Below are 23,369 nucleotides of genomic sequence, written 5' to 3' on the forward strand. Positions count from 1 at the left end.
AGCTATTTGAAAATAGAAACGGCCTTGGAATCTATCGCCCGCAGCGGGGCCACATCAACATAATCCAGGTAGTCGGGCATTTTCCCGCCGGGCACAAGAGACTCACGCAATGCCCAACGCGTTTGCGCCTCCAGTGCAGAAATCAATTGCTGGGAAAGTGACAAGTTGAAGTCATAGTCACTCCACATAGCGTCGATGTCCCCCTTTGCTAATTTCAAACGGGTGGCAACAATAGATCGCGCCTTGGCTGGCTCATCGTCAATGAGCTTGTCTGCTCGCTTCAAAGCTCGCAGTAATTTGATAGCGTCGGCCTCTTTGCCACCTGCGGCAGCGCTTATACCCACCACGACAGTGGTCACCGAAAAAACATTGGGGTTGGGAATAGTTACCAACTGCCCGCCTATGGCTGCCTGCGCCTTTTGCCAGACCGGGTTGTAAAGGCCCGCAGCATCCACCTCGCCACGAATCAACGGGCCTGCGGCATCGGTGCTATCCAGCGGCACCAGCGTCACTTGGGAGGGCCCCACGCCATTAAACAACAGCAAGGTATCGGCGAAATAGTGGGCGGATGTGCCCCTCAGAATTCCGATGCGCTTACCCTTGAGATCCGCTGCGACGCGGATGCCACGGTCCGAGCGCGCCAGGAAGTGGTTCTCCCGTGATGTAGTGCCAAGCTGCGTAAGGATCTCGAATTTGCCCCCACCCATCGCGGACAGAACGACCGGCGTGTCGGCCACGGTCGCGTAATGGGCCTCTCCGTCGGTCAGGTGTTTGAGACACCGTTTACCGTTCACGCAGTGGATGGTCTTCAGGTCAAGCCCCTCGGCAGCGAAGTACCCCTGGTCTTCGGCAATCAATGCCGTGGAAAACGCAGGCAAATCCGCTATCGCCAGCGTAAGCGGTGCTGACTGCGCGAAACGGCTGAAGCATAGCAATCCAGCCAAGGCGCAGAGGCCCATGAAAGTGGTGGAAATTCTCATTCTTTGGCCCCAGACGTTGTTGGTGACTACAACCACTTGCATCTCTATCGCAGAAGTGTGCAAAGCTACGCGCACATCCCGTTATAAACATTCTAGACACGTACAGTCAGCCTGCACATCAGGCATGCAGCTGCGAATTTTGCGGAAACCACCGTAGGGCGACGCTGAATAAGTCTGCGCGAGACTGCGTGCCCTCGATCGGAATGGAATGCAAGGTGCAGACCGCGAGGGACTTGTTCGGCCTTGCCTTGGGCGCAACTCACCAAATCGGCCGACCACTCTTTGGCGTCATGGGTAGGTCAAGTCCAAACCGAGCATTTTGGCCAGGGCGAAGGTGACGAGCACCAGGCCCACGAGCAACAACACGAAGACTGCGGCCACCTTGACAACTGAACGTAGTACCGCGCGCTTCTCATCCGCCTTCTTCCCTTGATCGTAGTGCCACTTGATGGCGAAGAACATGCCCACGCCGAGCACGAGCGCCTTGAACGTTACCAAGACTATCGGAATCCAATCCATCATTTTGAGTATTTCCTGGCTATGACTTGACTCTATCTAAGCACACCGATGACGTTTGCCTTCTATTCCAATCGTAAAACGAGGCAAGTCCGTGCGCTGTGAATCAGCTGGGTCCTTAAATTTCAATGGTTCCCGGCAACACCCTGGGCGGCTCGAGAGCCGGAGGTGCCATTAAGACCTTCACTGCTATTGAATTCAGAGCACGTCGCGCAGACACATGCTGCGCCGGTCGCTCTTTTTCCATAAATTTTCCAGGGCGGGCGCGGGCGTTAGCAGCAGCTGCTCCACCAAGGGCAGCAGCGCCGTGGTGTCGGGGTTGACCAAGAGCAGCAGGCGCGGCTCGCGCAGTGGTGCGCCCTCTTCAACCACCTCGTCCAGCCGGCCCACCCAGTCCAGGCTGCTCAAGGTGTTCAGCACGGGCTCCAGGTGCAGCGCATCGACCTGCAAGGCCTGGCCCAGCTGGGCCATGGTCAAGCCTTTTTCCCCCCTGCTCTGGGCACGGTACAGCTGCTGCAGCACCTCTATCGCCAGCAAGAAATGCCAGCCGTGGGTGGTGGCCCGGCGGGCCACACCCTGCAGCAGGCTGGGCAGGTAGGCCGTAGTCACCGCGCCCAGCAGCACAATCACCCAGGCCAGGTAGATCCACACCAGCATGATGGGCAAGGTGGCAAACGCGCCGTACACCACCGAGTAGGTGGGTACAAAAGCCAGGTACAGGGTCAACAAGCGCTTGGCCACCTCAATACCCAGCGACACAAAGATGCCGCCCACCCAGGCATGGCTCCATTTGACGCGGGTATTCGGCACAAAGCGGTACAGCGCGGCCATGCCGGCGGCCAGCAGGCCCATCTGCAGCAGGCTGAACAAAAAGCGTACGCCGCCGGGCAGGTTGTCGGCCAGGTCACGCGAGGCCGACAGCACATACGAGGTCAGCGCCAGGCTCGCGCCCAGCAACAGCGGCCCCAGGGTGATGGCGGCCCAGTAAATCAGCACCCGCTGGCCCAGCGGCCGGGCACGGCGCACGCGCCAGATGGCGTTCAGCGTGCGGTCTATGGTCAAAATCAAAGCCAGGGCGGTGAACAGCACCGCCGCCAGGCCCACACTACCCAGCTTGCTTGCCTTGCTGGCGAACTGGGTCATATAGCCCAGCACCTGGCGCGCAATGCTGTCCGGGATCAGGCTTTGCACCAGCCAGCGCTGCAGCACGCTCTGCACCGTGCCGAACATCGGAAAAGCGGTAAAGATAGCCAGCGCCACGGTAAAAAATGGCACCAGGGCCAGCGACGTAGTGAAGGTAAGGCTGCTGGCGGTCAGGCCCAGGCGGTCCTCACGGAAGCGCTCGCGCAAGGTGTGGGCAGTGATTCTCCAGGGGAATTGCGACAGGTCTTTAAGAAACTGGTCAAAACGCTGAGATAGGCGAACAAGGCGGGGTATCAAACGGGAAGTTAAGCGAGAAATATGGCGGGTAGGCATGGCCGCTATGATGCCATCGCTATGTTTACAAACACCCAATCTGTGCAATGGAGCCGCGCCGTCGCGGTAGGCAGCCTGCTGGGGCTGATTGTGCTCAGCCTGGCCTGGGAATTGGTGCTGGCGCCGCTGCGCCCGGGCAGCGTGGTGCTGGCCCTGAAAGCCCTGCCCCTGTGCGTGCCGCTGATAGGCCTGCTGAAGAACCGTATGTACACCTACCGCTGGGTCAGCCTGATGGTATGGCTGTACTTCACCGAGGGCGTGGTGCGCGCCTATAGCGACGCAGCACCCAGCCGCTGGTACGCCCTGGCCGAAGCACTGCTGTGCGTCAGCCTGTTCGCGGCCTGCGCGTTGCATGTGCGCCTGCGCTTCAAACATGCCAAGGCCGCGGTCCCGGCAACTTAATCTCTCCCCCTTCTTATGCAAAACCTGATTGATAGCCTGCGCCTGGCCGTAGGCCCACACAACGTGCTGACCGAGGGCGACCTCAGCGCCTACGAGAACGACTGGCGCAAACGCAGCCGTGGCAAGTCCCTGGCCGTGGTGCGCCCCGGCAGCACCTCCGAAGTGGCGGCGGTGGTCAAGGCCTGCGCGGCCGCCGGCGTCAGCATCGTGCCCCAGGGCGGCAATACCGGCCTGGTGGTGGGCAGCACGCCGGACACCTCGGGCACGCAAGTGGTACTGAGCCTGCAGCGCATGCATGCCGTGCGCGCCATCGACGGCGCCAACCTGACCATGACGGTAGAGGCCGGCTGCATTCTGCAAAGCCTGCAAGAGGCGGCGGACAAAGCCGGCTTCCTGTTCCCTCTGAGCCTGGCCGCCGAGGGCAGCTGCACCATCGGCGGCAACCTTTCCACTAACGCAGGCGGCACCCAGGTGCTGCGCTACGGCAATGCGCGCGAGCTATGCCTGGGCCTGGAAGTGGTCACCGCCCAGGGCGACGTATGGGACGGCCTAAGCGGCCTGCGCAAGGACAACACCGGCTACGACCTGCGCAACCTGTTTGTGGGCAGCGAAGGCACGCTGGGCATCATCACCGCTGCCACCATGAAGCTGTATCCGCAGCCGGCCGCCCAGCTCACCGCCTGGGCCGCAGTGCCCAGCCTGGACGCAGCCGTCACGCTGCTGGGCCTGGCGCACCAACACCTGGGCGCGGGCCTGACCGGCTTCGAGGTGATGGGCCAGTTCGCCCTCAGCCTGGTAGCCAAGCACTTCCCGCAGCAGCGCGTACCGTTGTACCTGGATACGCCCGCCGCCGCGCCGGGCCGCCCCAAGCCAGGCGCAGCCCCCTCGGGGGGCAGCGAACCACACGAAGTGGGGAGCGTGGGGGTACCCTACTGCGTGCTGCTGGAAAATTCGGACAACGAGTCCGAAGCCCATGCGCGCACCCAGTTCGAAAACCTGCTGGAACTGGCCTTAGAGCAAGGGTGCGTGACCGATGCCGTGGTGGCCGAGAACCTGGCCCAGGCCCACGCCCTGTGGCATGTGCGCGAAAGCATCTCCATGGCCCAGGCCGAAGAGGGGCTGAACATCAAGCACGACATCTCCATCCCGGTGTCCCGTATCCCAGAATTCGTGCGCAGCACCGACCTGCTGCTGCAAGAGCGCATACCGGGCGTGCGCCTGGTCAACTTCGGCCACCTGGGCGACGGCAATCTGCATTACAACGTGCAGGCCCCGGCCGAAGGTGACCCGGCCCAGTTCCTGCGGGACAAGGAAGCCGAGGTCAACTCCATCGTGTTCGACGCGGTAGTGGCGCACAGCGGCTCGATCTCTGCCGAGCACGGCGTGGGCAGCCTGAAGGTCGGCCACCTGGAGCACTACAAATCGCCGGTGGCACTACAGCTGATGCGCGGCATCAAACAGGCGCTGGACCCGCAGAACCTGATGAACCCGGGCCGGGTGGTACAGGCGGCGGCAACAAACACCTAGAATCATGCGCATATACTATGCGCATTATTTTTGGAGTTCTCCATGCTGGATTTCGCCACAGCCCCCAAAAAAGCCACCAACCTCACGCTGAACACCAAGACGCTGGAATTGGCCCGCACGCTGGGGATCAATGTGTCGCAAACCGTGGATGCGCTGCTGGCCGCCGAGGTCAAGCGCATCTACTGGGAGCGCTGGAACGCAGAGAACAAAGACGCCATTGACCACTACAACGCCCGCATCGCCGCCGAAGGCCTGCCGCTGGCCCAGTACCGCACTTTTTGATCATGGCCCGATTTGATGTGTACCCGCACCCCGAAGAGGCGATGCGGGCTACCACCCCGTTTCTGCTCGATGTACAAAACAACTTTATCGACAGGGTCAACACCCGCATCGTGGTGCCATTGCGCGCTGCCGCTGTTTTCGGCCCGCCCATGCGCGACCTGAACCCCCAGTTCGAAATCGCCGGTGTGGCGGTGGTGCTGGACAGTACTGCACTTGCGGCCTTTCCCGTCTCTGGACTGAAGAAGTCCGTGGGCAGCCTGATTGACCACCAGACCGACATCCTTGCGGCGCTGGATTTGCTATTTGGATCGTTTTGACCATGACACTAGATTCCCGCCCCATCCGCTCCCAATACGAAGATTTCATGCGCCTGGTGCACACCACCGGCGTGGCCAAGACCGACCGCACCGGCACCGGCACACGCAGCCTGTTCGGCCACCAGATGCGCTTTGACCTGAACGAAGGCTTCCCCCTGGTCACCACCAAGAAGGTGCACCTGCGCTCCATCATCCAGGAGCTGCTGTGGTTTCTGCAGGGCAGCAGCGACAACAACTGGCTGAAAGAGCGCGGCGTGAGCATCTGGGACGAGTGGGCCCGGCCTGACGGTAGCCTGGGCCCGGTGTATGGCGTGCAATGGCGCAGCTGGCCCAAGCCTACCCCTGAAAATCCGGGTGGCCACATCGACCAGATCGCCGAGGTCATCAAGACCCTGAAGACCAACCCCGACAGCCGCCGCATCATCGTCAGCGCCTGGAACGTTGCCGACCTGGACCAGATGGCGCTGATGCCCTGCCACGCGTTCTTCCAGTTCTACGTAGCGGACGGGAAACTGAGCTGCCAGCTGTACCAACGCAGTGCCGACATCTTCCTGGGCGTGCCCTTCAACATCGCCAGCTACGCGCTGCTCACGCACATGGTGGCGCAGCAGTGCGACTTGGCGGTGGGCGACTTCATCTGGACCGGGGGCGACTGCCACATCTACAGCAACCATGTGGACCAGGTGAACGAGCAACTCAGCCGCGCACCCTACGCCTACCCCACGCTGCACATCAAACGCAAGCCGGCCGACATCTTCAGCTACGAATTCGAAGACTTCGAAGTGCTGGACTACCAATGCCACCCGGCGATCAAAGCGCCGGTGGCGGTGTAAGCATGGCCCAGCTGCATGTGATTTTTGCCCGCGCGGCCAATGGCGTGATTGGCGTAAACGGCGCCCTGCCATGGCACCTGCCCGAAGACCTGGCGCACTTCAAGCGCACCACGCTGGGCTGCCCGGTCATCATGGGCCGCAAGACCTGGGATTCATTGCCGCCGCGCTTCCGCCCTTTACCTGGCCGCCTGAACATCGTGGTGACGCGGCAAACTGACTGGCATGCCGAAGGCTCCGTGCGCGCTGGGTCGATTGCCGAAGCAGCAGCGCTGTGCCCGGCCGATGCCGATGCCTGGGTCATCGGTGGCGCCGAGATCTATGCGCAGGCCCTGCCTCTGGCGCACACCGCTGTGGTCACCGAGATCGGCCAAGACTTTGAGGGCGATGCCTACGCACCCCGCTTCGGCCCCGAATGGACCGAAACCAACCGCGAAGCACACACCAGCAGCACAGGCCTGCCGTTCAGCTTTGTGCGCCTGCAGCGCGTGGCCTAAATACTACATTTTTGATAGCTGCTTCCGCACAGAATACTTGCGTTAGCGGCCTATTTGATCCAAAGAATCTAGATGGTTAGCCAAGAGGGTTACTTGGCGGCCACGTACTAAGCCGAACCGCCTACCACCGGCCTGTCGATTTCAAACCGCAGATGCGCATCCGAGGGGTATTTGACCTTGGATTTACGGCCCTGCTGGACCATGCGGTCGTAGGCCTGGGGCCACGAAGGCGGCTCGGCTGTGTCTTGCGTCCAGTGCACCACAGAGGCTTCGTCACACCAAAGTAGCAGCTTGCGCATGGCCTTGCCGTGGGCGCCCGAGGACATGTACTGGCGCATGGAGGCTTCGTCGGCCCAGACGGTACGCGTCCAGTAAGTGTGTTTGGCGTCTGGCAACACGGCCATAGACAGGTTGCCGCTGGCTTGTCTGGCCTGCTTGCCGGTTCGCAGGGCGTCCCAAAAGAACAACGGCAAATAGCGCCAAGCGCGGATGCGCAGGCGGGTAATAGAGACGAAATACATGTTTTGCAGCCTCGGGGATCGGGTGAAAGCACCTTTCCCGGGCGATCGTAACCGTGGGTGTCGATCTGGCAAAAACGAGGGCTTTTCCGCGCGCAACGGTTCAAGCCCGATTGACCTGTAGCACAGGAAGAATCTGCGCAACCAGCTATCAATTTAAGAGCGATCGCCGTTCAACCCTGTGTGCAAGGCCGAACGGACTTGCCGTGGGTTAACGCTGCTGCGTTCTACCGGTATCGTCCGACAGCACGATTTCCACGCGGCGGTTCATCTGGCGGTTCAGCGCCGTGTCATTCGCCGCCACCGGATAGGCTTCGCCGTAGCCACGGATGCTCACGCGATCAACCGCCACGCCCATGCCTTGCAAGGCACCGCGTACTGCGTTGGCCCGGCGTTCTGACAGCTCCTGGTTGTGCGCTGTGCTGCCAGTGCTGTCGGCAAAGCCTTCGACCAGAACCTTGCGCTGCGGGTTTTGCTGTAGCACGTCGGCCAGCTTCTGTGCGGTGCGCATGCCGTCTGGCGTCAGGCGCGCCTGGTCGGTGCCGAACAGCACGTCGCCCAGGGTGATGACCATGCCACGCTCGGTCTTCTTGGCGGACAGGTCGGCCAGTTGGGCTTCGAGCTGGGCGTTTCGAGCACGGGCTTCTTCGGTCTTGCGCTGGGCGTCGGCTGCGTCACCCTGGGCGACCATGGCATTTTGCTGGGCTGCCAGCGCATTGGCCTTGGCCTGGTCGACTTCGTTCGAGCGTTGCTGCAGGCGCAGCGCATCGCTTTCCTTGCCGGCCTTCACGATGTCGGTTTCGGCCGCCTTCTGGGCTGCGGCTTCACGCGCCAGCGCTATCTTCTGCTTGGCCAGGTAGGCCAGCTGGTCCACCTTTTCCGGCTTGTCCTTGTGGTCGGCCGAGGCATTGGCCTGCGCCAGCGCATCGCCGGCCTGCTTGAGTTCAACCGGGGCAAACCGGTTGACATCCGGATTCGCCTGGACCACTTGGTAATCACTACGGGTTTGCTCCAGCAAGCTGGTGCTGGTGGGCATGGAGCTGCAGGCGCCGAGCAGTACAGCCAGGGCCAGTGCGACGGGGGTGGCGTAGAGTTTCTTCATGGTGTTCTTTCTTTGGATTTACTTGCTGGCGCGGTCGAGTTCTTCGCGCAGGACGCGCACGCTGTCTTGCATCGCATCGGCAGCGGCCTGCGACTTGGCGGAGTTGGCCTTGCCCTGGGCCAGCTTGGCGTCGGCCTGGGCCTGGTTCGCCAGCGCTGCGGCCAGCTTGTAGTCCTTGCTGGCCATGGCCCTCTGGGCGGCGGTCAATTTCTCGCGGGCCGAGGCCATCTCCAGTGGCGCGAACTCTGCCCCGCCGGCTCCGGCCGCGTTGTCTACTGCGGCTTTGGATACAGCGACATCGGCGGTAGCCGGGGTTTTCATGCTGCTGCAACCAACCAGCAGTGCCAGGGCGGCAGCGCTCATGGCCAAGGGCCAAGTCATTTTTGTCATAGATATCTCCGGTGGAAAAAAAGGAATTCAGAAAGCCTGCGCCTGGCCGTCGGTAGACAGGCCATGCGTTACGTGCCTTGGCAAGACCAGCTTGCCTAGCGCATTGGGGATGGCCTCGATATGCACCACCGGGGCACTGCCGGTGACGGCGCCAAACAGGGTGGCAAAGGCCGAGTCAGCGGCGTCGCGGCCTATGCCCAGGCGCACAAAGCCCATGGGTACGGCTACGCCGGACGCGTCAAAGATGTACCAGCGGTCGCCTAGAAAGACCTCCACATAGGCGTGGAAATCGGTCGGGCCCAGGGTGGGGTCGGCACCGTAGTCGATACCGGTGGTAAAGCGCGCCGGTATGCTGACGGCGCGGCACAGGGCGATCATCAGATGCGCGAAGTCGCGGCACACTCCCACGCGGTCCACCAGGGTGTCGATAGCCGTGGTGTTGCCATAGGACGAATTGGAGGCAAAGTTCACTCGGCTGATCACCCAGTTATGGATAGCCAGTACCCGGCTATAGCCAGGCGGCAGCCCACCAAACTCATTGATGGCCAACCGATGCAGCCGGTCGGATGGACAGTAGCGGCTAGGGTGCAGGTACGGCAGCACTTCGCCCGGGATGTCTGCCACGCCCACCTCGTGGATGTCCTCTGGCAGCGCGGCGAAATGGGCCAGCTCCACCGTCGCCTCGTAGTGCACGTTCAACGATCCGGTGGCGGCCGTCAGCCGCAGATAGCGGTTTTGCGTTACGGGGTCGGTGTACAGCGTATGGGGTACGGGCTGGCTAACCGTGAGGGCCTCGGCCACCACGGTCTGGTGGGCAGTCTGGGCCGCATGGATGTTGAAGATAAAGTCACATGCGGGCGCAGAGATGGCGTAGTCCAAGCCAATCGAAAACTGGAGTCGCACCGGGGGAGGCTTGGAAGGGAACTGGGTGGTGGTCATGGCGATGCGTTGGTCTACAGCCAGTCTAGGCAGAAGCCCCCAGGCCCAGAAGCGGACACCAACGCGCCCCACGGTAGGACAAGCACAGCAACCAGACAGGGCCATGCACCTACAAGGCCCACCACTTACGCTCTATTTTTTATAGCACTACACGCTTGTTTTATATGCACCGCGGGCTTATAACACGCTAAAAAACCAAAAAAAACCACCCGCTGGCGGTACCAGGGGGTGGCGGGTAACGCAGCGCGGTCAGATGGTCCTATCCGCGCGCGGGAACGCGCTACTTCTTCAGGGTCATCTGGTTGCTGACGCTGTGCACGTCTTCCACGGCACGTGCCACCTGTATTGCGCGGTCGATTTGGCCCTGGTTTTCCACAAAGCCGCTGAGCTGCACCTCGCCCTTGCGGGTCACCACGGCGATGTCGAAACTTTTCACGCTCTCGTCGGCCAGCAGTGCGGCCTTGACGCGGGTGGTGACGATGGCGTCGTCCACCTTGTTACCGACCGTGGTGTCGGCGGTCTTCATGGCCATTTTGTTGTCTATGGTCTTGACGCCCTGAACCCCCTTGACGATGGCGCTGATGCGCTCAGCCTGGGCCAGGTTGTCCACAAAGCCGCTGAGTTGAACTTCGCCCTTGCGGGTCTCCACCTTGACGTCCAGGCTCTTCACATCGGGGTCGGCCAGCAGGGCGGACCGTACGCTGGCCGTCACCACGGTGTCGTCGATCTCGGTACCCACTGTCGTACTGGGCATGCTGGCAGCCGTGTCCACCGGCTTGCTGCAGGCCATGAGGGACATGGAGATGGCGGTGGTCAACAGGACTTTGGCGGCGTAACGTTCTAGTTGGGTGTGCATAAAGGTCTCTTTCTAATATCGTATGAATGCCGTTGTGAGCACGGCGAGCTATGGAAGGATTGTTGGCCGGCTGCCTGTAAATTTCTATCGGCCCAGCGGCAGCTTGCCTGTAAGCCCAGTCCTACGCCCTGCCTGTAGGCAACGTCTGACAGCGCCTAGCGCCTATGGCTGGTAGGCTACGGCGACCAATTGCGCGACGATGCAGCCAGATGAATACCGCTCCACCTGCCACCACTCCCATAACTGCCCGCAACAGCTGGAAGCTGATCACCCAGGTAGCGCAATCCTGGGTGAATGATTACGCGTCCAGCATGGGCGCGGCACTGGCCTACTACACGCTGTTTTCGCTAGCGCCCATGTTGCTGATCGCCATTTCGGTGGCCGGCCTGGTGTTTGGCGAAACCGCCGCGCGCGGCGAGATCGCGGCGCAGCTGCAGTCCTTTATGGGCGAGCAGGGTGCGGATGCCGTGCAGAGCCTGTTGGTCAGCGTGCACAAGCCGGCCGAGGGCACGCTGGCCACGCTGCTGGGCCTGGCCCTGCTGTTCATAGGCGCCACCTCGGTGTTCGGCGAGTTGCAAAACGCGCTGAACCGTATCTGGCGTGTGCCCGCGCAAGACAGCGAGCGCGGCTGGATCGCACTGGTGCGGGCGCGCCTCCTGTCGTTCGGCATGATCCTGGCCATAGGCTTCTTGCTGATGGTGTCCCTGGTGGTCAGCGCCGGGCTTACCGCCACCGAGCGCTGGCTGGAGCCGGTGTTTGGCGGCTGGTTCCTGGTGGCCGCCGTGGCCAATGCCGTGGGCGGCTTTGCCCTGGTGGCCGCCATGTTTGCCCTAATCTACAAGCTCATGCCCAACGCCCGCGTGGAATGGAAGGACGTATGGATTGGCGCCATCTTCACGGCCTTGCTGTTCACCGTGGGCAAGTCGCTGATTGGCCTGTACGTGGGCCGCAGCGGTGTCACATCGGCCTACGGCGCGGCCGGCTCGCTGGTAGTGATCTTGCTGTGGGTGTACTACTCGGCGCAGATCTTTCTCATAGGCGCTGAATTCACCTGGGGGTACGCCAACACCTTCGGGTCCCGGGCAGGCTCGGCACAGGCATCAGTGCGGGGCTAGCAAGCGCTGCACGGTAGCATCCAACCCGCCCATGAAAGACTCCACCGCGCGGGTGTAGCCGCTCTCCAGCCCCTGTTGCTGGTTGATGTCGCGGTGCGACAGGTCTTGCTCCAGCACGGTGGCGTGTACCCCCAGTGCCGTGGCCCGGTCCACAAACTGCCGCGCCTGCGCGCAGGAGTCGCTACGGCGGGTGGAGCATACGGCCAGCAGCGGTGCTGCAGAGGCTTGCAGCACATGTGCCGGCGAGACCTGGCGCCAAAAAGCGGGGTCACTGCCAAACGCCGTGTCGTATAGGCGCAAATGCCGTGCCTGCATGATCTGCGGCACGTCTAGCGCCGCGCTGTCCAAAGCTACCGTGCCCAGCCAGGGGCGCACGCCCGGCGCAAGGCTTGGCGCAGCATCCAGCAAGGCCACCAAATGCGCCCCGGCCGAATGCCCCATGAGGATGAACTTGCCCGCATCGCCGCCCCAGCCCGCCGCCTGCTGCTGGGCCGCCGCCAAAGCTCGCGCCACGTCCTGTGCCTGCACCAGCACATCGGCCTGCGGCAACATGCGGTAGTTCACCGACACGAAGATGAAGCCCTGGCCCACCCATCGCGCCAGCTTGTTCTGCACTACCGCCGCAGCAGCCTTGTCCCCCACCCGCCAAGCACCGCCGTGCACCATGAACAGCACCGGCGCACCCACAGGCTGGGCCGGCAGGTAGACATCCAGCCGCTGCAGCGCATCCGGGCCAAAGACCACATCACGCAGCACGCGGGCTCCGGCAGGCAGCGTCAACGTGCCCTCCGGGCCATCGTCCTCCAGGCCTTGCTCCTGCTGGGCTGCGCGCCGCTCCAGCAGGCGGTCGCGCAGCGGGCCGGCCTGGGCAGCCGTGCATAAGAAAGCCGCCCCGACACAGGCACAGAACACTTGGCGCACAAAAAAGGAAAGAAACATTGATCAGTCCGACTTCAGTTGAATCCGCGAAACATGCACATAGCCTATCCGCCCTTCCGGGGTCTTGACCTGCCACCAGTTGCCATCCTGGCGGAAGGTACGAAAGATCTCCCCCGCCTGCAGCTTCACCACAACCTGGCCGGTGGCAGCCGGCGTACTGCGCACATTGGTAAAGCCGTCAGGATCGGAAATCACCGCCGACAAAATGAACGGATCATGGAGCACAGGGACAGCAGGGGCCACGACGGCCACCTGCGACAACGGAACCGGTTGCGCCGCCGCGGGCTCCTTGGCTGCCGGTGCATCTTTGGCCCATAGTGCATAGAGCCCCGTTAATGCTGAGATCACGGCTGCCAAACCCGTCAACATGCCCGGAATGCTGGCCCAAAAGCCTTTGGATTCATCCGCCATCGTGGCCTCCAGTTGTGCCCGCACCGGCGCGCGGCATGCTCAGTATTTGAACGCCAAGCGCTTATGGACGCAAGCCAGCCAAGACGGTACACGGTACACCCCACCCATGAAAGCAGAGCGATTGCCCCCGGGCACCCTTCCAAGCAGGCATAAAAGACGTTGCTGCAGCCGCACACCCAGGCCAGAGGCATCAAAAACCTATTTCAGCAGACGCATCCACTGCGCCACCCGCCCTCCAAATTGATTTACCACCAGGCCGAGCAGCACGGCTAGTGTGCCCAGCCACTGCAGGGGCAGCATCTGCTCGCCCAGCACCGCGTACGCAGCCGCTAGACCCACGACGGGAACCAGCAGTGAATACGGAGCCACCCGCGCCACCGGGTGCCGTTTAAGCAAACCTGTCCACAGCGTATACGCCAGCAATGTCGCCAATAGCGCCAGAAACGCCACCGCCAGAGCTTGGCGCCGCCCCAAGCCGATCAAGGTATGTACGGTTGCAGCGAAACCATCGGCTGCCACGGCAAGCGCCAGGAATGGAAGCACCGGCACCAGGCTGGTCCAGACGATGAAGGCCAGAGGGTCATAACTGGGCGCCACCCGGCCCATCCAGCGCACCACCAGATTGGAACTCGCCCACATGAGCGCCGCACCGAGGGTCAGCAAAAAGCCAACCAGAGTCATCTGCCCGGGCCTGTCGCCGTGCGCGGCCGCCAACAGGCCCAGGCCCACAGCCGACAGCAACAGCCCGGCCCACTGGTAACCACGTGCCCGCTCGCCCAACAAAGGCACTGCCAGCAGTAAGGTAAAAAACGCCTGCGCCTGCATGACGACAGAAGCCATACCGGCCGTCATGCCCATCTGGATGCCCGTGAAGAGCAGTCCAAACTGGCCGACACCCTGCACCAGCCCATACCCCACCAGGTAGCGCCAGGGCACCTGGGGTCGGCGCACCCAGAAGATGAACGGCAGCGACGCTGCCGCAAAGCGCAACGCACCCAACAGCATAGGCCCCAGCCCGGGCAGTCCGATCTTCATGACCACGAAGTTCAGCCCCCAGATGACCACCACGGCCAGCGCTTGCAGGTAGTCGCGCTGCGTAAATCCTGCGGGGGGGCTAGAGGACTTCATCACGCAAGGCGTACCAACGGTAGAGCAAACTTTGGCCTATGCGGCGAAAGGGGGCAAACAGGTGACCAGGCAGCGGGCTGTTGTAAATGGGCAGGTCGAACGCCGGGTCCGACAAGCCAGCGATACGCTCGGCCATACGCCGCCCGGCGTGTGCCGAAAACGATACGCCGTTGCCACCGTAGCCCAGCGCGTAGAACACGCTGTGCAGTGGGTCTGGCTGCACGATGCGGGGCATCATGTCGTGGCTCACGTCCACCCAGCCCCACCATGAATAGTCGATCTGGATACCCCGAAGCGGTGGGAACTTTCGGTATAGGCCCTCCAGCAACAGGCGGTAGTGCGCCTCGCGGCTGGCATCGGCCCCGGTAATAGCACTACGGCTACCGATCTGAACCCGGTTGTCGGGCAACAAGCGGTAGTAGTGGCGCAGGGTACGGGTGTCGGTGATGGCCTCATGGGTCAAAAAGTTCGTGGCTTCCAGCTCTGCTGTTGTGAGCGGACGGGTGACGATGCTGTTGGAAAGCACCGGCATGTAGCGATTGCGCAATCCAGGGTGCAGGTCCGGCGCGGTATACGCCCCAGTGGCAATGCCTACGGCGCGGGCTCGCACCACACCGCCCGGGGTGCGCAGGTGGTGCGTCTGGCCGTGCGTCGCCCAGCCGGTGACAGGGCTTGCGGTATGCACTTTGGCGCCCAGTGCGCGCGCCATGCGGTGGTAGCCGTAGGCCAACTTCAAGGGGTGCACGCACACGCCCTCTGGCTCATGCAGGGCACCGGCGGCCTCCTGGTCGTTGCAGTACAGGCGGCGCACCTCATCACCGGTCAGCATGTGGGTGTCGTAGCCAAATTTCTGGCGCATCACTGAGGCTTCATTGCGTAGAAATGCCATCTTCTTTTCGCGGTGCGCCACATACAAATGGCCGCCAGGCTGGGGGTCACAGTCGATCTCGGCGACCAGCGACTTGAAGGTGTCGAAGCCGTAGCGCACTTCGGCATCCAGGCGGCGCGCTGTGTCCAGCCCCCATCGGCCAATCCACTGCGAGCGGTACAGGCGACCGGTGGCATTCTGCCCCTGGCCGCCATTGCGGCTGGTACAGCCCCAGGCAACCTGGTTGGCCTCCAGCACCACCGCCTTGATGCCGTGGTGGCGCGCTAAAAACAAGGCTGTCGCGAGGCCGGTAAAGCCAGAACCGATGATGGCTACGTCGACGTCGATATCGCCCTGCACCGGACCATCATCCTGCGGCACAGGTCCTGCGGTGGAAGCCCAATACGTGGGCGCATACGCTTGGTTGTGCCCGGGATTCGACGACACCAGCGGGTCATATCCGGGCTGGTAGGCAGTGTGGCCCAGCGTCGGTACGCGGGCGTTCATGGCGTGGCTCCTGCGGCAATGGCGGGTAGCCGTGGGCGGTCTTTGCGGAAGGCGTTTTTCACCAGGATCAGCCCATCACGGAAAGTGAACACGTCAACCCCGTCGGCCTCTATCCGACTGCCATCGGCAGCGGTGCCGCAGAAGGTCCATTGCGATACACCCCGCTCGCCCGCCACGAAATGCTGGCCGTGCAGCCATCGGGCATCGGGGAAGGCTTGCCACGCTGCGGCAAAGGCCTGGGCCACGGCTTGTAAGCCGGTGTGGCGGGTGCCAAACACCTCGGCACCACCAACCGTTTCAAACACGCAGTCAGGGTGCATGTAGGCCATTAACGCAGGCAAATCATGCCGGTTCCAGGCGGCACTGAATGCCTCCAGGGTGGCAACGGTAACAACAGAAACTGAAGGGTTCAAGGGGGGACTCCATTGGCTCGATAGTTGCGGTGACACTGCGTACCGCCTTGACACCAAGGTTAGAGATCCACCACCTGGAACCAAAGAGCCAGATGCCCACTATCGAGAACGCCAGACCCTCTGCGCAATGCACCACAGCGGAAGCAATGCACCGCGAAAGTGCAGCCACCTCCACCACGACATGAGCCGCAAACCCGCCACCAGCACCCCACAATGGGAGCAGCTCTTTCAGCTTCCTGTGCAACCCGGCATGCCACTGCAAGCGCGGCTACGTTTAGCCGTGGTGCAAGCCATTCTGGACCACCGTCTCTCGCCCGGCACCGCCCTGCCCTCGTCGCGTGACCTGGCGACACTGCTGGGCATGAGCCGCAATACGGTCACCGCCGCCTACCAGCAGCTAGTAGACGATGGCTACCTCGATTCCCGATTGCGCAAGGGTGTTTTTGTATCGAACAATGCACGCCCGGTGTCGGTCGACGCAGTCGCCACACTGGATGACCCATTCCGCACCCACCCAGCGGAGACCGGGCACCAGCCCAACTGGTCGCAACGGGTACTGCGCTCATTGGGCGGACGGCCTACACTGGCCAAACCCGCACGCTGGCGTGACTACCCCTACCCCTTTGTCTATGGCGCCTGCGACCCCAAGCTCTTTCCTGTAGAGGACTTCCGGGAATGCTGCACCCTGAGCCTGAGCCGGGTGCAGGTACCGCAGTGGACACCTGACCTGGAAACCGATGATGTTGCCAGCCTGATCGAGCAGATCCGCCTGCGCCTGCTTCCACAGCGCGGCGTGTTCGCCCGGGCCGAAGAAATCCTCATCACAGTAGGAGCACAACATGCTTACTACCTACTAGCCGAGGCCTTGTTCGACCCGCAAACCCGAGTAGGCTTGGAAGAGCCCGGGCACCCGCATGCACGCAACAGCTTTTCGGTGCGCGGGCCGCAGCTAGTCAACCTGCCGGTGGACACCGACGGCCTGGTCGTCGATGGCATGCCCGAGGTAGATTATGTGTTTGTGACGCCTTCGCACCAGAGCCCCACCACGCACGTGATGGCACTGGAGCGCCGTCAATGGCTGCTGCGCAAGGCCGAGCTGCACGACTTTGTGGTGATTGAAGACGACTACGAGGCCGACACCCTGTACGAGGGCAACCCCATGCCCGCGCTCAAAAGCCTAGACAAGGCCGGGCGCGTGGTCTACATCGGCTCGTTGTCCAAAAGCCTGTCGCCCGCACTGCGCCTTGGCTATATCGTGGCCGAACCGAACTTCATCCAGGAGCTACGGCTGTTGCGCCACGCCATGCTGCGCCACCCCAGCGCGCTGCTGCAGCACACCTACGCCATGTTCCTGTCGCTAGGTCACCATGAGTCGCATGCGCGCCGCGTTAACCAGGAAATGCTGCAACGTTTGTCCCTGGTGGGCGCCTCGCTGCAACAGCATTTGCCGGACTTTCGCTTCACGCTGCCGCGTGGCGGCGCATCGTTGTGGGTGGAGGCCCCTGAGGGCATGGACTCGGACACGCTGGCGGCCATGGCGCGCCAGCACGGCGTGCTGATAGAAGCCGGGGCGGTGTTTTTTGCCCAGCCTCCTGTGCCTTGCCCGTACTTCCGATTGAGGCTCTCGTCGATCCCCATGCAGCAAATCGAAGCGGGAGTGGCCGCCCTGGCGCGGGCCGTGCGCCAGCTGCGGGCCCAGACGTCAGCGATCCGCCTGGTGGCCTAGCAACGCGCGATCAGGCTGCCTGCGGCTTGTGGCGGTGCACGCTGTCAGCCAGCACACACAAGATTTCAAACATCAGCGTCGCCCCGACCAGCGCCGTTGAACCACTGGGGTCGAACGGTGGCGACACCTCCACCACGTCCCCCCCCACCAAATGGAGACCTTGCAGGCCACGCACCAGGTGCTGGGCTTCTAGCGTCGTCATACCGCCAATCTCGGGCGTGCCCGTGCCAGGCGCATACACAGGATCCAGCGCATCTACATCAAAGCTGACGTAGGTGGCGCCATCGCCCACCACGCGGCGCGCTTCTGCCACCACCGCCTCCACACCCATGCGGTGGAACTCGTCAATGTCAATGACGCGGATGCCCTGCTCTTGGCCCCAGGTGTCTTCAGCGTCACTGTACAAGGCGCCACGGATGCCGATCTGTACAACCCTCTTGGGGTCCAGCAACCCCTCCTCGATGGCGCGGCGAAATGGCGTGCCGTGGGTGTATTTAAAGTCGCCAAAGTAGCGGTCCCAGGTATCGGTGTGGGCATCAAAATGCACCATGCCAATCGGCCCTTTTTTGGCCAAAGCACGCAAGATGGGCAAGCTGACCAGATGGTCCCCGCCCACCGATAGCGGTGCAATGTTGGCAGCGCACAGCTGGCCATAAAACGCCTCGATGCGCGCCAGCGAATCCATCAGGTCCACCGGGTTTACTGGCGTGTCGCCCATGTCGGCGCAATTGCACAACGCAAAAGGTGCGAGGCCGCTGGCGCGGTTGACGTTGCGCACCATGGTCGAAATATCGCGCACCTGGCGCGGGCCGTGGCGGGCACCCGGCCGGTTGGTGGTACCGCCATCCCAGGGCACGCCGACCAGGCCAATGTCCACCTGGTGCAGATCTGGGTCATCCAGGCCGATCCAGGGCAGGCGCATCAGCGTGGCAACCCCCGCGTAGCGCGGCATCACCGAGCCGGTGATGGGCAAAAACTTATTCACAGTCATGGCGCTCTTTCAATCTCGGCAAAGTTCAGACCCGGCCCTTCCAGGGTACCAGGCGGTGTTCGGCCCAGCGCATCAGCAGGTCGAACAGATAGGCCACGGTACCGATCACCACGATGCCCATGACCACAATGTCCGTGCGCAGAAAGTTGGATGCATTCAGCACCATCTGCCCCAGACCGACATTGGCCGCCACCATCTCGGCCGCCACCAGGGTTCCCCAACCAAATCCTACGGCAATGCGCATGCCCACCAGGGTCTCGGGCAAAGCGCTGGGCAACACCACATGGCGCACCACCTGCAGGTAGCTGGCGCCCATGGAATAGGCGGCGTTGATTTGCTCGCTAGATGCGCTGCGCATGCCAGAGCGGGCCGCCATGGCCAGCGGCGCAAAACAGCTAAGGTAGATCAGAAGCACCTTGGGTAGTTCTCCAATGCCAAACCAAATGATGACCAATGGCAGGTAGGACAGCGGCGGTAGCGGGCGGTACAACTCGATCAGCGGGTCAAAAATGCCCCGCACCACCCGCGACATGCCCATAGCAATACCCAGCGGAATGGCGGTAAGACAGGCCAGCACAAAAGCAGCAAACACCCGGCCCAAACTGGCCAGCAAATGCTCCCACAGCGGCCGGTCGTTGGCCTGGCCAGACAGGTACTGGTAAAACTGTGCCAGAACCGCCTGGGGCGAAGGCAAAAACATCGGCTTGATCCAGCCCATGTTGGTGACTACAAACCACAGTAGCAGCAGTACCAGCATGGCCACCATGCTGATGGCAGCACTTGTGCCGTCGCCTGGCCGGCGGAAAGAACTGGTCTTGGGCGTGGGCGCGGGTTTGGCCGCTCCGACCATGGTTGCAGTGGGGGTTGCAGCCAGGGGCGGCGCACTGAGAGTGGCATCAGGCATGGGCAAGCTCGCGTTGGTGGATGATGGACAAAACTTCTTCACGCATGCGGATGAACTCCGGCTCAGACTTGACCCGGCGCGAATTGCCATGGGCCAGGAACTGGCGTGAAAACGGCACGTCGTCGTAGACATGTGAAATGCGGCCAGGGCTGGGGCTCATTACGATCAGACGGGTGGCCAGAAACAGCGCCTCTTCTACCGAGTGGGTGATGAAAAACACCATCTTGTTGGATGCATTCCAGGCTTGCAGCAGCGTCTCTTGCACTGTCTCACGGGTGAAGGCGTCCAACGCACCCATGGGTTCGTCCATCAGCAGCACGGCCGGGTCGCAGGCCAACGCGCGGGCAATACCCACCCGCTGCTGCATACCGCCTGACAGTTCATACACTGCGCGGTCGGCATACTTCTGCAGGCCCACCAGGGCAAGTTTCTCGTCAGCCACGCGGTGGCGTTCGGCCTTGCCGACGCCACGCAGGCGTAAGCCCAGGGCTACGTTGTCGCGCACCGACAGCCAGGGCATCAAGGTGTGCTTTTGGAACACAACGCCACGGTCGGCCCCTGGACCGGTCACGGGCTGACCATCCAGCAGTATCCTGCCGGAGGACGGTGCTAAAAATCCGGCAATACAGTTAAGCAAGGTGGTCTTGCCGCAGCCTGATGCACCCAGCGCGACAACGAAGTCGCCTCCCTGCATGCGCAGGTTGACAGGCGCCAACGCTTGCAAAGATCCGCCTTGCACGGCGTAGTGAACGGTAAGGTCTTGGATATCCAGTGTGGGCATGGCTCGCCTTGGGAAATAGGGACCGAAAAGAGAGGCCGAGCCCTCTCGCAAGGGCCGCGCCTGCTATCGGCAATGCGTTTACTTCTTCAGCGCTTCGACCAGGTAGCTGGTGTCAACGAAGGCGTTGTAGTCGGGCTTGACCTCTTGCAGGCGGCCTTGCTCTTTGAGGAACATCGAGGTGTTGGCCAATGTCTTGGCAGCGCCGCCACCCAGCCAAGTGCTGGACAACTGGGCAGTGGTGTCAGGGTACACAAAGGCGGCCATGGCGTCCGGCACGTCTTTTTCATCGGCCTTGGTCCACTTGGCAATCGCCTTCACTTGTGGAGAGGTGGCCGTCCACTTGGCGGCGTTGGCACGGTATTCCGCGTCGGCCCTGGAGATCGCCTTCACCAGCGCCACGACAAAGCCCTTGTTCTCGGCCGCCCATTTGGCGTTGACAACCAGTCCATCAAACGTGGGGAAGCCCTGCTTTCCTACGTCGCCGGAAGTGGCAATCGTGGTACCGCTGCGGCGAATCTTGGACAGCACGGGGTCCCAGATGAAGCTGGCGTCAATGTCGCCGCGCTCCCATGCGGCAGCAATTTCAGGTGGCCGCATGTTCATCACGCTCACGCTCTTGGCATCCACGCCGGCCAGCTTCATGCCGACCATCAGCGAATAGTGAGCGGTGGAAACGAACGGCACAGCCACTTTCTTGCCCTTCAAATCCTTCCAGCTGCTGATGCCCGCGCCATTGCGGGCCACCAGCACGTCAGAGCTGGCGATATCGTCCAGAATCCAGACCAGTTTGATGTCTTGCCCCTGGCTGGTGGCAGCGGCCAGCGGGCTCGATCCCACCTCGCCAATTTGCACATCGCCAGATGCCATGGCCTTGATCACATCGCCACCGCCGCCAAACATGCGCCAGTTGATCTTGTAGCCGGTAGCCTTTTCCAACTCGCCCGACTCCATGACCGTACGGTATGGGAACACCATATCCTGGTGGGCGAAAGTCACCTCCTTGGTCTGGGCCTGGGCAATACCCGAAACGGCAAGGGCGCACGCGGCCATCCAGCGTGGCAAGGGGCGGTAAGACATCATTCAATACTCCGGTAGGTTGGGGTCACAGAACATAGGGCGACGAAGGTCTTCGTCTGCCGTGAACTATGCCGCCCACCCCTGGCCCTTGAAAGTGCCAGCCCAGCGCCGAATATGGGGCCAAGGCCCAGGGGGCCGCATCATCGCGGTGCGCCCCCCCTAGGCACATGCACCGGTTTGCGCAATCACGGCCATGTTTCGGTGCGAGTCAGGCACCTGCTGGAGATCAACTACTGGCCACCCGCATGCAGCTAGAAGATGTCAGGCCGCTCCACACCTGCGGGTGGTCTGTCCGGCGCAGGTCAACCCGCAGCGCACACCAAACGCACAGGCAGTTTGGAGGTTTTTGCGGCATCGCCCCGCGTCTCCCCTGTTTGCACATTCACCGCCCAGCCGTGCAAAAAAGCCAGGCGGTTGGCGTTCTGCCCCGTCACGCCGCGTTGGATGTTCTTGTAGTCGTAAGGGTTGACAGAGGAGTTATCCACGCTTGCGGACGCGGTCCAGTACCAATCGGGCGGAGCCGATGGAAACAGTGTTTTGACGTTCGCCGCCACTTCATCCTTGGCCACCAGATGCTGCAATTCCTTGGTGCTCGGCACACGCCAGCATGCATCGTCCGACTTGGCACGCTTGCCAGCCAGCGCCAGCGCCTGGCCGTGGGTGACCAGTGCGGCCTCGCCCACACAGGTTTGTCCGCTCCACTGCATGCCCTCTACACAGCGCGACCAGGCCAGCTTGCTTTGCATGTCCAACACAAAGCTGCCGTCCTTGGAGACGATCAGGCCGGGAGACTCCGCCGGCGTGGCAGCCAGGGCGGAATGCAAGGTGGCAAGGCACAGCAAAGAGGCCGCGACGCAGAAGTATTGGTATTTACGCATTTTCTTGCCCACGCAGATCATCACCCCCCCCCTAAACGCCCACCCGCGTCACACCACAAGAAGCCACCCCGCGCTGGAGCACCAAATAGCGGCATTCTTACGCAGAATACCCTCCCTCATTTGCTCTCATTTTCGCAGCTACCCACGCCGGTATTCTTTGCGCTGGATCACACTTTTGCCACAAGGCGAACCTCTGAAAACCGCATGACCAGAGGATCACCATCTACCTCCAGCGCACCGCTGGCTGCCAAAGCAGCTATTCGGACCGGCATGTAGACATACGGAAGATGGGGAAATCTCGTGTCGAATTCTGTCAACGCGGTGCCCACGACCATCGCCACCTTACGCCAACTATCTGCGCAGTTTTGCAGAATCAGGGCATCCACCGCTGCAGCATCTGCAGGCGTGGCGCGCCGCATCTGGGCCAGCTCCTCCGGCGTTGGATCGTCGTCATTCTCTTCGTCGTCTGTGTCAAAAGGATCTAGGTGGTCTGGCATGGTTCTATCGCGCGGGGTGAAAGTGAGGTTTAAGTTTGAGCGCGCACGGCCTGCGCGCACAGTGCCGTTGGACGACAGGTTCAGCCGAAGGCAAACAAAGGATTAACCCGTCGCCATACAGACCGCACCGAACTGCGGAATGCTAAGCGCCCAACACAAAGCATACCGGCGGCAAAAGAAATATCAGCGCAACGGCAACATACGCAAGCTTATGGACATTGAAGCTTTGCAGGACGACCGAAGCAGCAATGGCGGCCAAAAGGAAAAAGATGAAAGCCATCAGCAAGCCGCCTACCCCGCCGACGAATGTCGTTTCCTTCGAATACTTGTGGCTTGAATAAAAGCCGCCTTGAAGCAAAACGAACCATGCTGCGGCGCCCCAAAAGGCACTCAGCACCGCAAAGGCAACTCGCGCAAATGGTGATCGGAATTGGGTAGGTGGCACGATAGTCTCAGCACGCAGTGCACAGGGCAAAAATACCGGCCATCACAGCGGCGACGA

28 protein-coding genes are annotated in these 23,369 nt (G+C 62.0%); 8 read left to right on the forward strand and 20 right to left on the reverse strand.

Features of this window, described 5'->3' with window-relative positions; translation table 11 throughout:
- Window positions 1-2 precede the first annotated feature (2 nt).
- From AC4BBN_RS17715 to AC4BBN_RS17725, 3 genes are all read right to left on the reverse strand, one after another.
- Window positions 3-980, reverse strand: a complete 978-nt coding sequence (locus AC4BBN_RS17715) for an ABC transporter substrate-binding protein (protein WP_490593317.1) — start codon at window positions 978-980, stop codon at window positions 3-5.
- A 288-nt stretch (window positions 981-1,268) separates the two neighbouring features.
- Complete coding sequence (locus AC4BBN_RS17720) at window positions 1,269-1,502, reverse strand: hypothetical protein (protein ID WP_490593318.1); 234 nt, start codon at window positions 1,500-1,502, stop codon at window positions 1,269-1,271.
- Between the two features lie 192 nt (window positions 1,503-1,694).
- Window positions 1,695-2,972, reverse strand: a complete 1,278-nt coding sequence (locus AC4BBN_RS17725; protein WP_490593319.1) for a YihY family inner membrane protein — start codon at window positions 2,970-2,972, stop codon at window positions 1,695-1,697.
- Between the two features lie 21 nt (window positions 2,973-2,993).
- Here AC4BBN_RS17725 and AC4BBN_RS17730 point away from each other — a divergent pair, with 21 nt between their 5' ends.
- Genes AC4BBN_RS17730 through AC4BBN_RS17755 form a run of 6 tightly spaced genes read left to right on the forward strand, consistent with a single transcriptional unit; the run spans window position 2,994 to window position 6,827 of the window.
- Window positions 2,994-3,374, forward strand: a complete 381-nt coding sequence (locus tag AC4BBN_RS17730; RefSeq protein WP_490593320.1) for a DUF2069 domain-containing protein — start codon at window positions 2,994-2,996, stop codon at window positions 3,372-3,374.
- A gap of 15 nt (window positions 3,375-3,389) precedes the next feature.
- Window positions 3,390-4,901 (forward strand): FAD-binding oxidoreductase, encoded by a 1,512-nt coding sequence (locus AC4BBN_RS17735; protein ID WP_490593321.1) that lies wholly within the window; start codon window positions 3,390-3,392, stop codon window positions 4,899-4,901.
- A 42-nt stretch (window positions 4,902-4,943) separates the two neighbouring features.
- Complete coding sequence (locus tag AC4BBN_RS17740; protein ID WP_490593322.1) at window positions 4,944-5,183, forward strand: type II toxin-antitoxin system CcdA family antitoxin; 240 nt, start codon at window positions 4,944-4,946, stop codon at window positions 5,181-5,183.
- Window positions 5,184-5,185: 2 nt separating this feature from the next.
- Window positions 5,186-5,500, forward strand: coding sequence for a CcdB family protein (locus AC4BBN_RS17745; RefSeq protein ID WP_490593323.1), 315 nt, complete (start codon window positions 5,186-5,188; stop codon window positions 5,498-5,500).
- 2 nt (window positions 5,501-5,502) lie between these two features.
- Window positions 5,503-6,333, forward strand: coding sequence for a thymidylate synthase (locus tag AC4BBN_RS17750; protein ID WP_490593324.1), 831 nt, complete (start codon window positions 5,503-5,505; stop codon window positions 6,331-6,333).
- Window positions 6,297-6,827, forward strand: coding sequence for a dihydrofolate reductase (locus AC4BBN_RS17755; RefSeq protein WP_490593325.1), 531 nt, complete (start codon window positions 6,297-6,299; stop codon window positions 6,825-6,827). Before AC4BBN_RS17750 ends, AC4BBN_RS17755 begins: the two co-directional genes overlap by 37 nt.
- Window positions 6,828-6,934: 107 nt before the next feature.
- Here AC4BBN_RS17755 and AC4BBN_RS17760 read toward each other — a convergent pair whose 3' ends face one another.
- From AC4BBN_RS17760 to AC4BBN_RS17780, 5 genes are all read right to left on the reverse strand, one after another.
- Window positions 6,935-7,348 (reverse strand): antibiotic biosynthesis monooxygenase, encoded by a 414-nt coding sequence (locus tag AC4BBN_RS17760; RefSeq protein ID WP_490593326.1) that lies wholly within the window; start codon window positions 7,346-7,348, stop codon window positions 6,935-6,937.
- A gap of 208 nt (window positions 7,349-7,556) precedes the next feature.
- Window positions 7,557-8,447 carry an OmpA family protein gene (locus AC4BBN_RS17765; RefSeq protein ID WP_490593327.1) on the reverse strand — a complete coding sequence of 297 codons (891 nt, stop codon included), beginning with the start codon at window positions 8,445-8,447 and terminating at the stop codon, window positions 7,557-7,559.
- A gap of 18 nt (window positions 8,448-8,465) precedes the next feature.
- The gene (locus AC4BBN_RS17770) at window positions 8,466-8,837 is read right to left on the reverse strand and encodes a DUF4398 domain-containing protein (RefSeq protein WP_490593328.1); all 372 of its coding nucleotides are present in this window, start codon (window positions 8,835-8,837) and stop codon (window positions 8,466-8,468) included.
- Window positions 8,838-8,864: 27 nt separating this feature from the next.
- A complete protein-coding gene (locus tag AC4BBN_RS17775) occupies window positions 8,865-9,776 on the reverse strand; it encodes a transglutaminase-like domain-containing protein (protein ID WP_490593329.1) in 912 nt (303 codons plus the stop codon).
- Window positions 9,777-10,056: 280 nt separating this feature from the next.
- Window positions 10,057-10,632 (reverse strand): BON domain-containing protein, encoded by a 576-nt coding sequence (locus tag AC4BBN_RS17780; protein WP_490593330.1) that lies wholly within the window; start codon window positions 10,630-10,632, stop codon window positions 10,057-10,059.
- A gap of 209 nt (window positions 10,633-10,841) precedes the next feature.
- Here AC4BBN_RS17780 and AC4BBN_RS17785 point away from each other — a divergent pair, with 209 nt between their 5' ends.
- Window positions 10,842-11,747, forward strand: coding sequence for a YihY/virulence factor BrkB family protein (locus AC4BBN_RS17785; RefSeq protein ID WP_490593331.1), 906 nt, complete (start codon window positions 10,842-10,844; stop codon window positions 11,745-11,747).
- Here AC4BBN_RS17785 and AC4BBN_RS17790 read toward each other — a convergent pair.
- The 5 genes from AC4BBN_RS17790 to AC4BBN_RS17810 all read right to left on the reverse strand — a co-directional run bounded on the left by AC4BBN_RS17790 (window position 11,733) and on the right by AC4BBN_RS17810 (window position 16,013).
- Complete coding sequence (locus AC4BBN_RS17790) at window positions 11,733-12,686, reverse strand: alpha/beta hydrolase (protein WP_490593332.1); 954 nt, start codon at window positions 12,684-12,686, stop codon at window positions 11,733-11,735. The genes AC4BBN_RS17785 and AC4BBN_RS17790 overlap by 15 nt on opposite strands.
- 3 nt (window positions 12,687-12,689) lie before the next feature.
- Window positions 12,690-13,097 (reverse strand): SH3 domain-containing protein, encoded by a 408-nt coding sequence (locus AC4BBN_RS17795; protein ID WP_490593333.1) that lies wholly within the window; start codon window positions 13,095-13,097, stop codon window positions 12,690-12,692.
- A gap of 198 nt (window positions 13,098-13,295) precedes the next feature.
- Window positions 13,296-14,225, reverse strand: coding sequence for an EamA family transporter (locus AC4BBN_RS17800; RefSeq protein ID WP_490593334.1), 930 nt, complete (start codon window positions 14,223-14,225; stop codon window positions 13,296-13,298).
- On the reverse strand, window positions 14,212-15,600 hold the full coding sequence (locus AC4BBN_RS17805) for an NAD(P)/FAD-dependent oxidoreductase (protein ID WP_490593335.1): 1,389 nt from the start codon (window positions 15,598-15,600) through the stop codon (window positions 14,212-14,214). The genes AC4BBN_RS17800 and AC4BBN_RS17805 overlap by 14 nt, the downstream gene beginning before the upstream one ends.
- Window positions 15,597-16,013 carry a nuclear transport factor 2 family protein gene (locus AC4BBN_RS17810; protein ID WP_490593336.1) on the reverse strand — a complete coding sequence of 139 codons (417 nt, stop codon included), beginning with the start codon at window positions 16,011-16,013 and terminating at the stop codon, window positions 15,597-15,599. Before AC4BBN_RS17810 ends, AC4BBN_RS17805 begins: the two co-directional genes overlap by 4 nt.
- Before the next feature lie 181 nt (window positions 16,014-16,194).
- Here AC4BBN_RS17810 and pdxR point away from each other — a divergent pair, with 181 nt between their 5' ends.
- The gene (gene pdxR, locus AC4BBN_RS17815; protein WP_490593337.1) at window positions 16,195-17,739 is read left to right on the forward strand and encodes a MocR-like pyridoxine biosynthesis transcription factor PdxR; all 1,545 of its coding nucleotides are present in this window, start codon (window positions 16,195-16,197) and stop codon (window positions 17,737-17,739) included.
- Between the two features lie 10 nt (window positions 17,740-17,749).
- Here the strand turns inward: pdxR and speB are convergent, their stop codons facing one another.
- The 7 genes from speB to AC4BBN_RS17850 form a co-directional block, all read right to left on the reverse strand.
- A complete protein-coding gene (speB, locus tag AC4BBN_RS17820; protein WP_490593338.1) occupies window positions 17,750-18,730 on the reverse strand; it encodes an agmatinase in 981 nt (326 codons plus the stop codon).
- A gap of 25 nt (window positions 18,731-18,755) precedes the next feature.
- Entirely contained in the window at window positions 18,756-19,634 is an 879-nt protein-coding gene (locus AC4BBN_RS17825) for an ABC transporter permease subunit (protein WP_490593339.1), read from the reverse strand.
- Window positions 19,627-20,415 (reverse strand): taurine ABC transporter ATP-binding protein, encoded by a 789-nt coding sequence (locus AC4BBN_RS17830; RefSeq protein WP_490593340.1) that lies wholly within the window; start codon window positions 20,413-20,415, stop codon window positions 19,627-19,629. Before AC4BBN_RS17830 ends, AC4BBN_RS17825 begins: the two co-directional genes overlap by 8 nt.
- Window positions 20,416-20,493: 78 nt before the next feature.
- The gene (gene tauA, locus AC4BBN_RS17835) at window positions 20,494-21,495 is read right to left on the reverse strand and encodes a taurine ABC transporter substrate-binding protein (protein ID WP_490593341.1); all 1,002 of its coding nucleotides are present in this window, start codon (window positions 21,493-21,495) and stop codon (window positions 20,494-20,496) included.
- 299 nt (window positions 21,496-21,794) lie between these two features.
- On the reverse strand, window positions 21,795-22,370 hold the full coding sequence (locus tag AC4BBN_RS17840) for an Lcl C-terminal domain-containing protein (RefSeq protein ID WP_490593342.1): 576 nt from the start codon (window positions 22,368-22,370) through the stop codon (window positions 21,795-21,797).
- Window positions 22,371-22,537: 167 nt separating this feature from the next.
- Window positions 22,538-22,867 carry a DUF3658 domain-containing protein gene (locus tag AC4BBN_RS17845; protein ID WP_490593343.1) on the reverse strand — a complete coding sequence of 110 codons (330 nt, stop codon included), beginning with the start codon at window positions 22,865-22,867 and terminating at the stop codon, window positions 22,538-22,540.
- 142 nt (window positions 22,868-23,009) lie between these two features.
- The gene (locus tag AC4BBN_RS17850) at window positions 23,010-23,312 is read right to left on the reverse strand and encodes a hypothetical protein (protein WP_490593344.1); all 303 of its coding nucleotides are present in this window, start codon (window positions 23,310-23,312) and stop codon (window positions 23,010-23,012) included.
- Window positions 23,313-23,369 lie beyond the last annotated feature (57 nt).

This window comes from Rhodoferax sp. SPJ21 (assembly GCF_058216335.1).

What these genes read in the sequence shown, in the direction of transcription:
- AC4BBN_RS17755 (WP_490593325.1), top strand. Translation starts at nt 6,297, where the DNA reads ATGCCACCCGGCGATCAAAGCGCCGGTGGCGGTGTAAGCATGGCCCAG.
- AC4BBN_RS17780 (WP_490593330.1), bottom strand. Translation starts at nt 10,632, where the DNA reads ATGCACACCCAACTAGAACGTTACGCCGCCAAAGTCCTGTTGACCACC.
- AC4BBN_RS17730 (WP_490593320.1), top strand. Translation starts at nt 2,994, where the DNA reads ATGTTTACAAACACCCAATCTGTGCAATGGAGCCGCGCCGTCGCGGTA.
- AC4BBN_RS17720 (WP_490593318.1), bottom strand. Translation starts at nt 1,502, where the DNA reads ATGATGGATTGGATTCCGATAGTCTTGGTAACGTTCAAGGCGCTCGTG.
- AC4BBN_RS17740 (WP_490593322.1), top strand. Translation starts at nt 4,944, where the DNA reads ATGCTGGATTTCGCCACAGCCCCCAAAAAAGCCACCAACCTCACGCTG.
- AC4BBN_RS17775 (WP_490593329.1), bottom strand. Translation starts at nt 9,776, where the DNA reads ATGACCACCACCCAGTTCCCTTCCAAGCCTCCCCCGGTGCGACTCCAG.
- AC4BBN_RS17795 (WP_490593333.1), bottom strand. Translation starts at nt 13,097, where the DNA reads ATGGCGGATGAATCCAAAGGCTTTTGGGCCAGCATTCCGGGCATGTTG.
- pdxR (WP_490593337.1), top strand. Translation starts at nt 16,195, where the DNA reads ATGAGCCGCAAACCCGCCACCAGCACCCCACAATGGGAGCAGCTCTTT.
- AC4BBN_RS17825 (WP_490593339.1), bottom strand. Translation starts at nt 19,634, where the DNA reads ATGCCTGATGCCACTCTCAGTGCGCCGCCCCTGGCTGCAACCCCCACT.
- AC4BBN_RS17790 (WP_490593332.1), bottom strand. Translation starts at nt 12,686, where the DNA reads ATGTTTCTTTCCTTTTTTGTGCGCCAAGTGTTCTGTGCCTGTGTCGGG.
- AC4BBN_RS17750 (WP_490593324.1), top strand. Translation starts at nt 5,503, where the DNA reads ATGACACTAGATTCCCGCCCCATCCGCTCCCAATACGAAGATTTCATG.
- AC4BBN_RS17725 (WP_490593319.1), bottom strand. Translation starts at nt 2,972, where the DNA reads ATGCCTACCCGCCATATTTCTCGCTTAACTTCCCGTTTGATACCCCGC.
- AC4BBN_RS17745 (WP_490593323.1), top strand. Translation starts at nt 5,186, where the DNA reads ATGGCCCGATTTGATGTGTACCCGCACCCCGAAGAGGCGATGCGGGCT.
- AC4BBN_RS17830 (WP_490593340.1), bottom strand. Translation starts at nt 20,415, where the DNA reads ATGCCCACACTGGATATCCAAGACCTTACCGTTCACTACGCCGTGCAA.
- AC4BBN_RS17800 (WP_490593334.1), bottom strand. Translation starts at nt 14,225, where the DNA reads ATGAAGTCCTCTAGCCCCCCCGCAGGATTTACGCAGCGCGACTACCTG.
- tauA (WP_490593341.1), bottom strand. Translation starts at nt 21,495, where the DNA reads ATGATGTCTTACCGCCCCTTGCCACGCTGGATGGCCGCGTGCGCCCTT.
- AC4BBN_RS17785 (WP_490593331.1), top strand. Translation starts at nt 10,842, where the DNA reads ATGAATACCGCTCCACCTGCCACCACTCCCATAACTGCCCGCAACAGC.
- AC4BBN_RS17805 (WP_490593335.1), bottom strand. Translation starts at nt 15,600, where the DNA reads ATGAACGCCCGCGTACCGACGCTGGGCCACACTGCCTACCAGCCCGGA.
- AC4BBN_RS17845 (WP_490593343.1), bottom strand. Translation starts at nt 22,867, where the DNA reads ATGCCAGACCACCTAGATCCTTTTGACACAGACGACGAAGAGAATGAC.
- AC4BBN_RS17760 (WP_490593326.1), bottom strand. Translation starts at nt 7,348, where the DNA reads ATGTATTTCGTCTCTATTACCCGCCTGCGCATCCGCGCTTGGCGCTAT.
- AC4BBN_RS17840 (WP_490593342.1), bottom strand. Translation starts at nt 22,370, where the DNA reads ATGCGTAAATACCAATACTTCTGCGTCGCGGCCTCTTTGCTGTGCCTT.
- AC4BBN_RS17770 (WP_490593328.1), bottom strand. Translation starts at nt 8,837, where the DNA reads ATGACAAAAATGACTTGGCCCTTGGCCATGAGCGCTGCCGCCCTGGCA.
- AC4BBN_RS17765 (WP_490593327.1), bottom strand. Translation starts at nt 8,447, where the DNA reads ATGAAGAAACTCTACGCCACCCCCGTCGCACTGGCCCTGGCTGTACTG.
- speB (WP_490593338.1), bottom strand. Translation starts at nt 18,730, where the DNA reads ATGACTGTGAATAAGTTTTTGCCCATCACCGGCTCGGTGATGCCGCGC.
- AC4BBN_RS17735 (WP_490593321.1), top strand. Translation starts at nt 3,390, where the DNA reads ATGCAAAACCTGATTGATAGCCTGCGCCTGGCCGTAGGCCCACACAAC.
- AC4BBN_RS17715 (WP_490593317.1), bottom strand. Translation starts at nt 980, where the DNA reads ATGAGAATTTCCACCACTTTCATGGGCCTCTGCGCCTTGGCTGGATTG.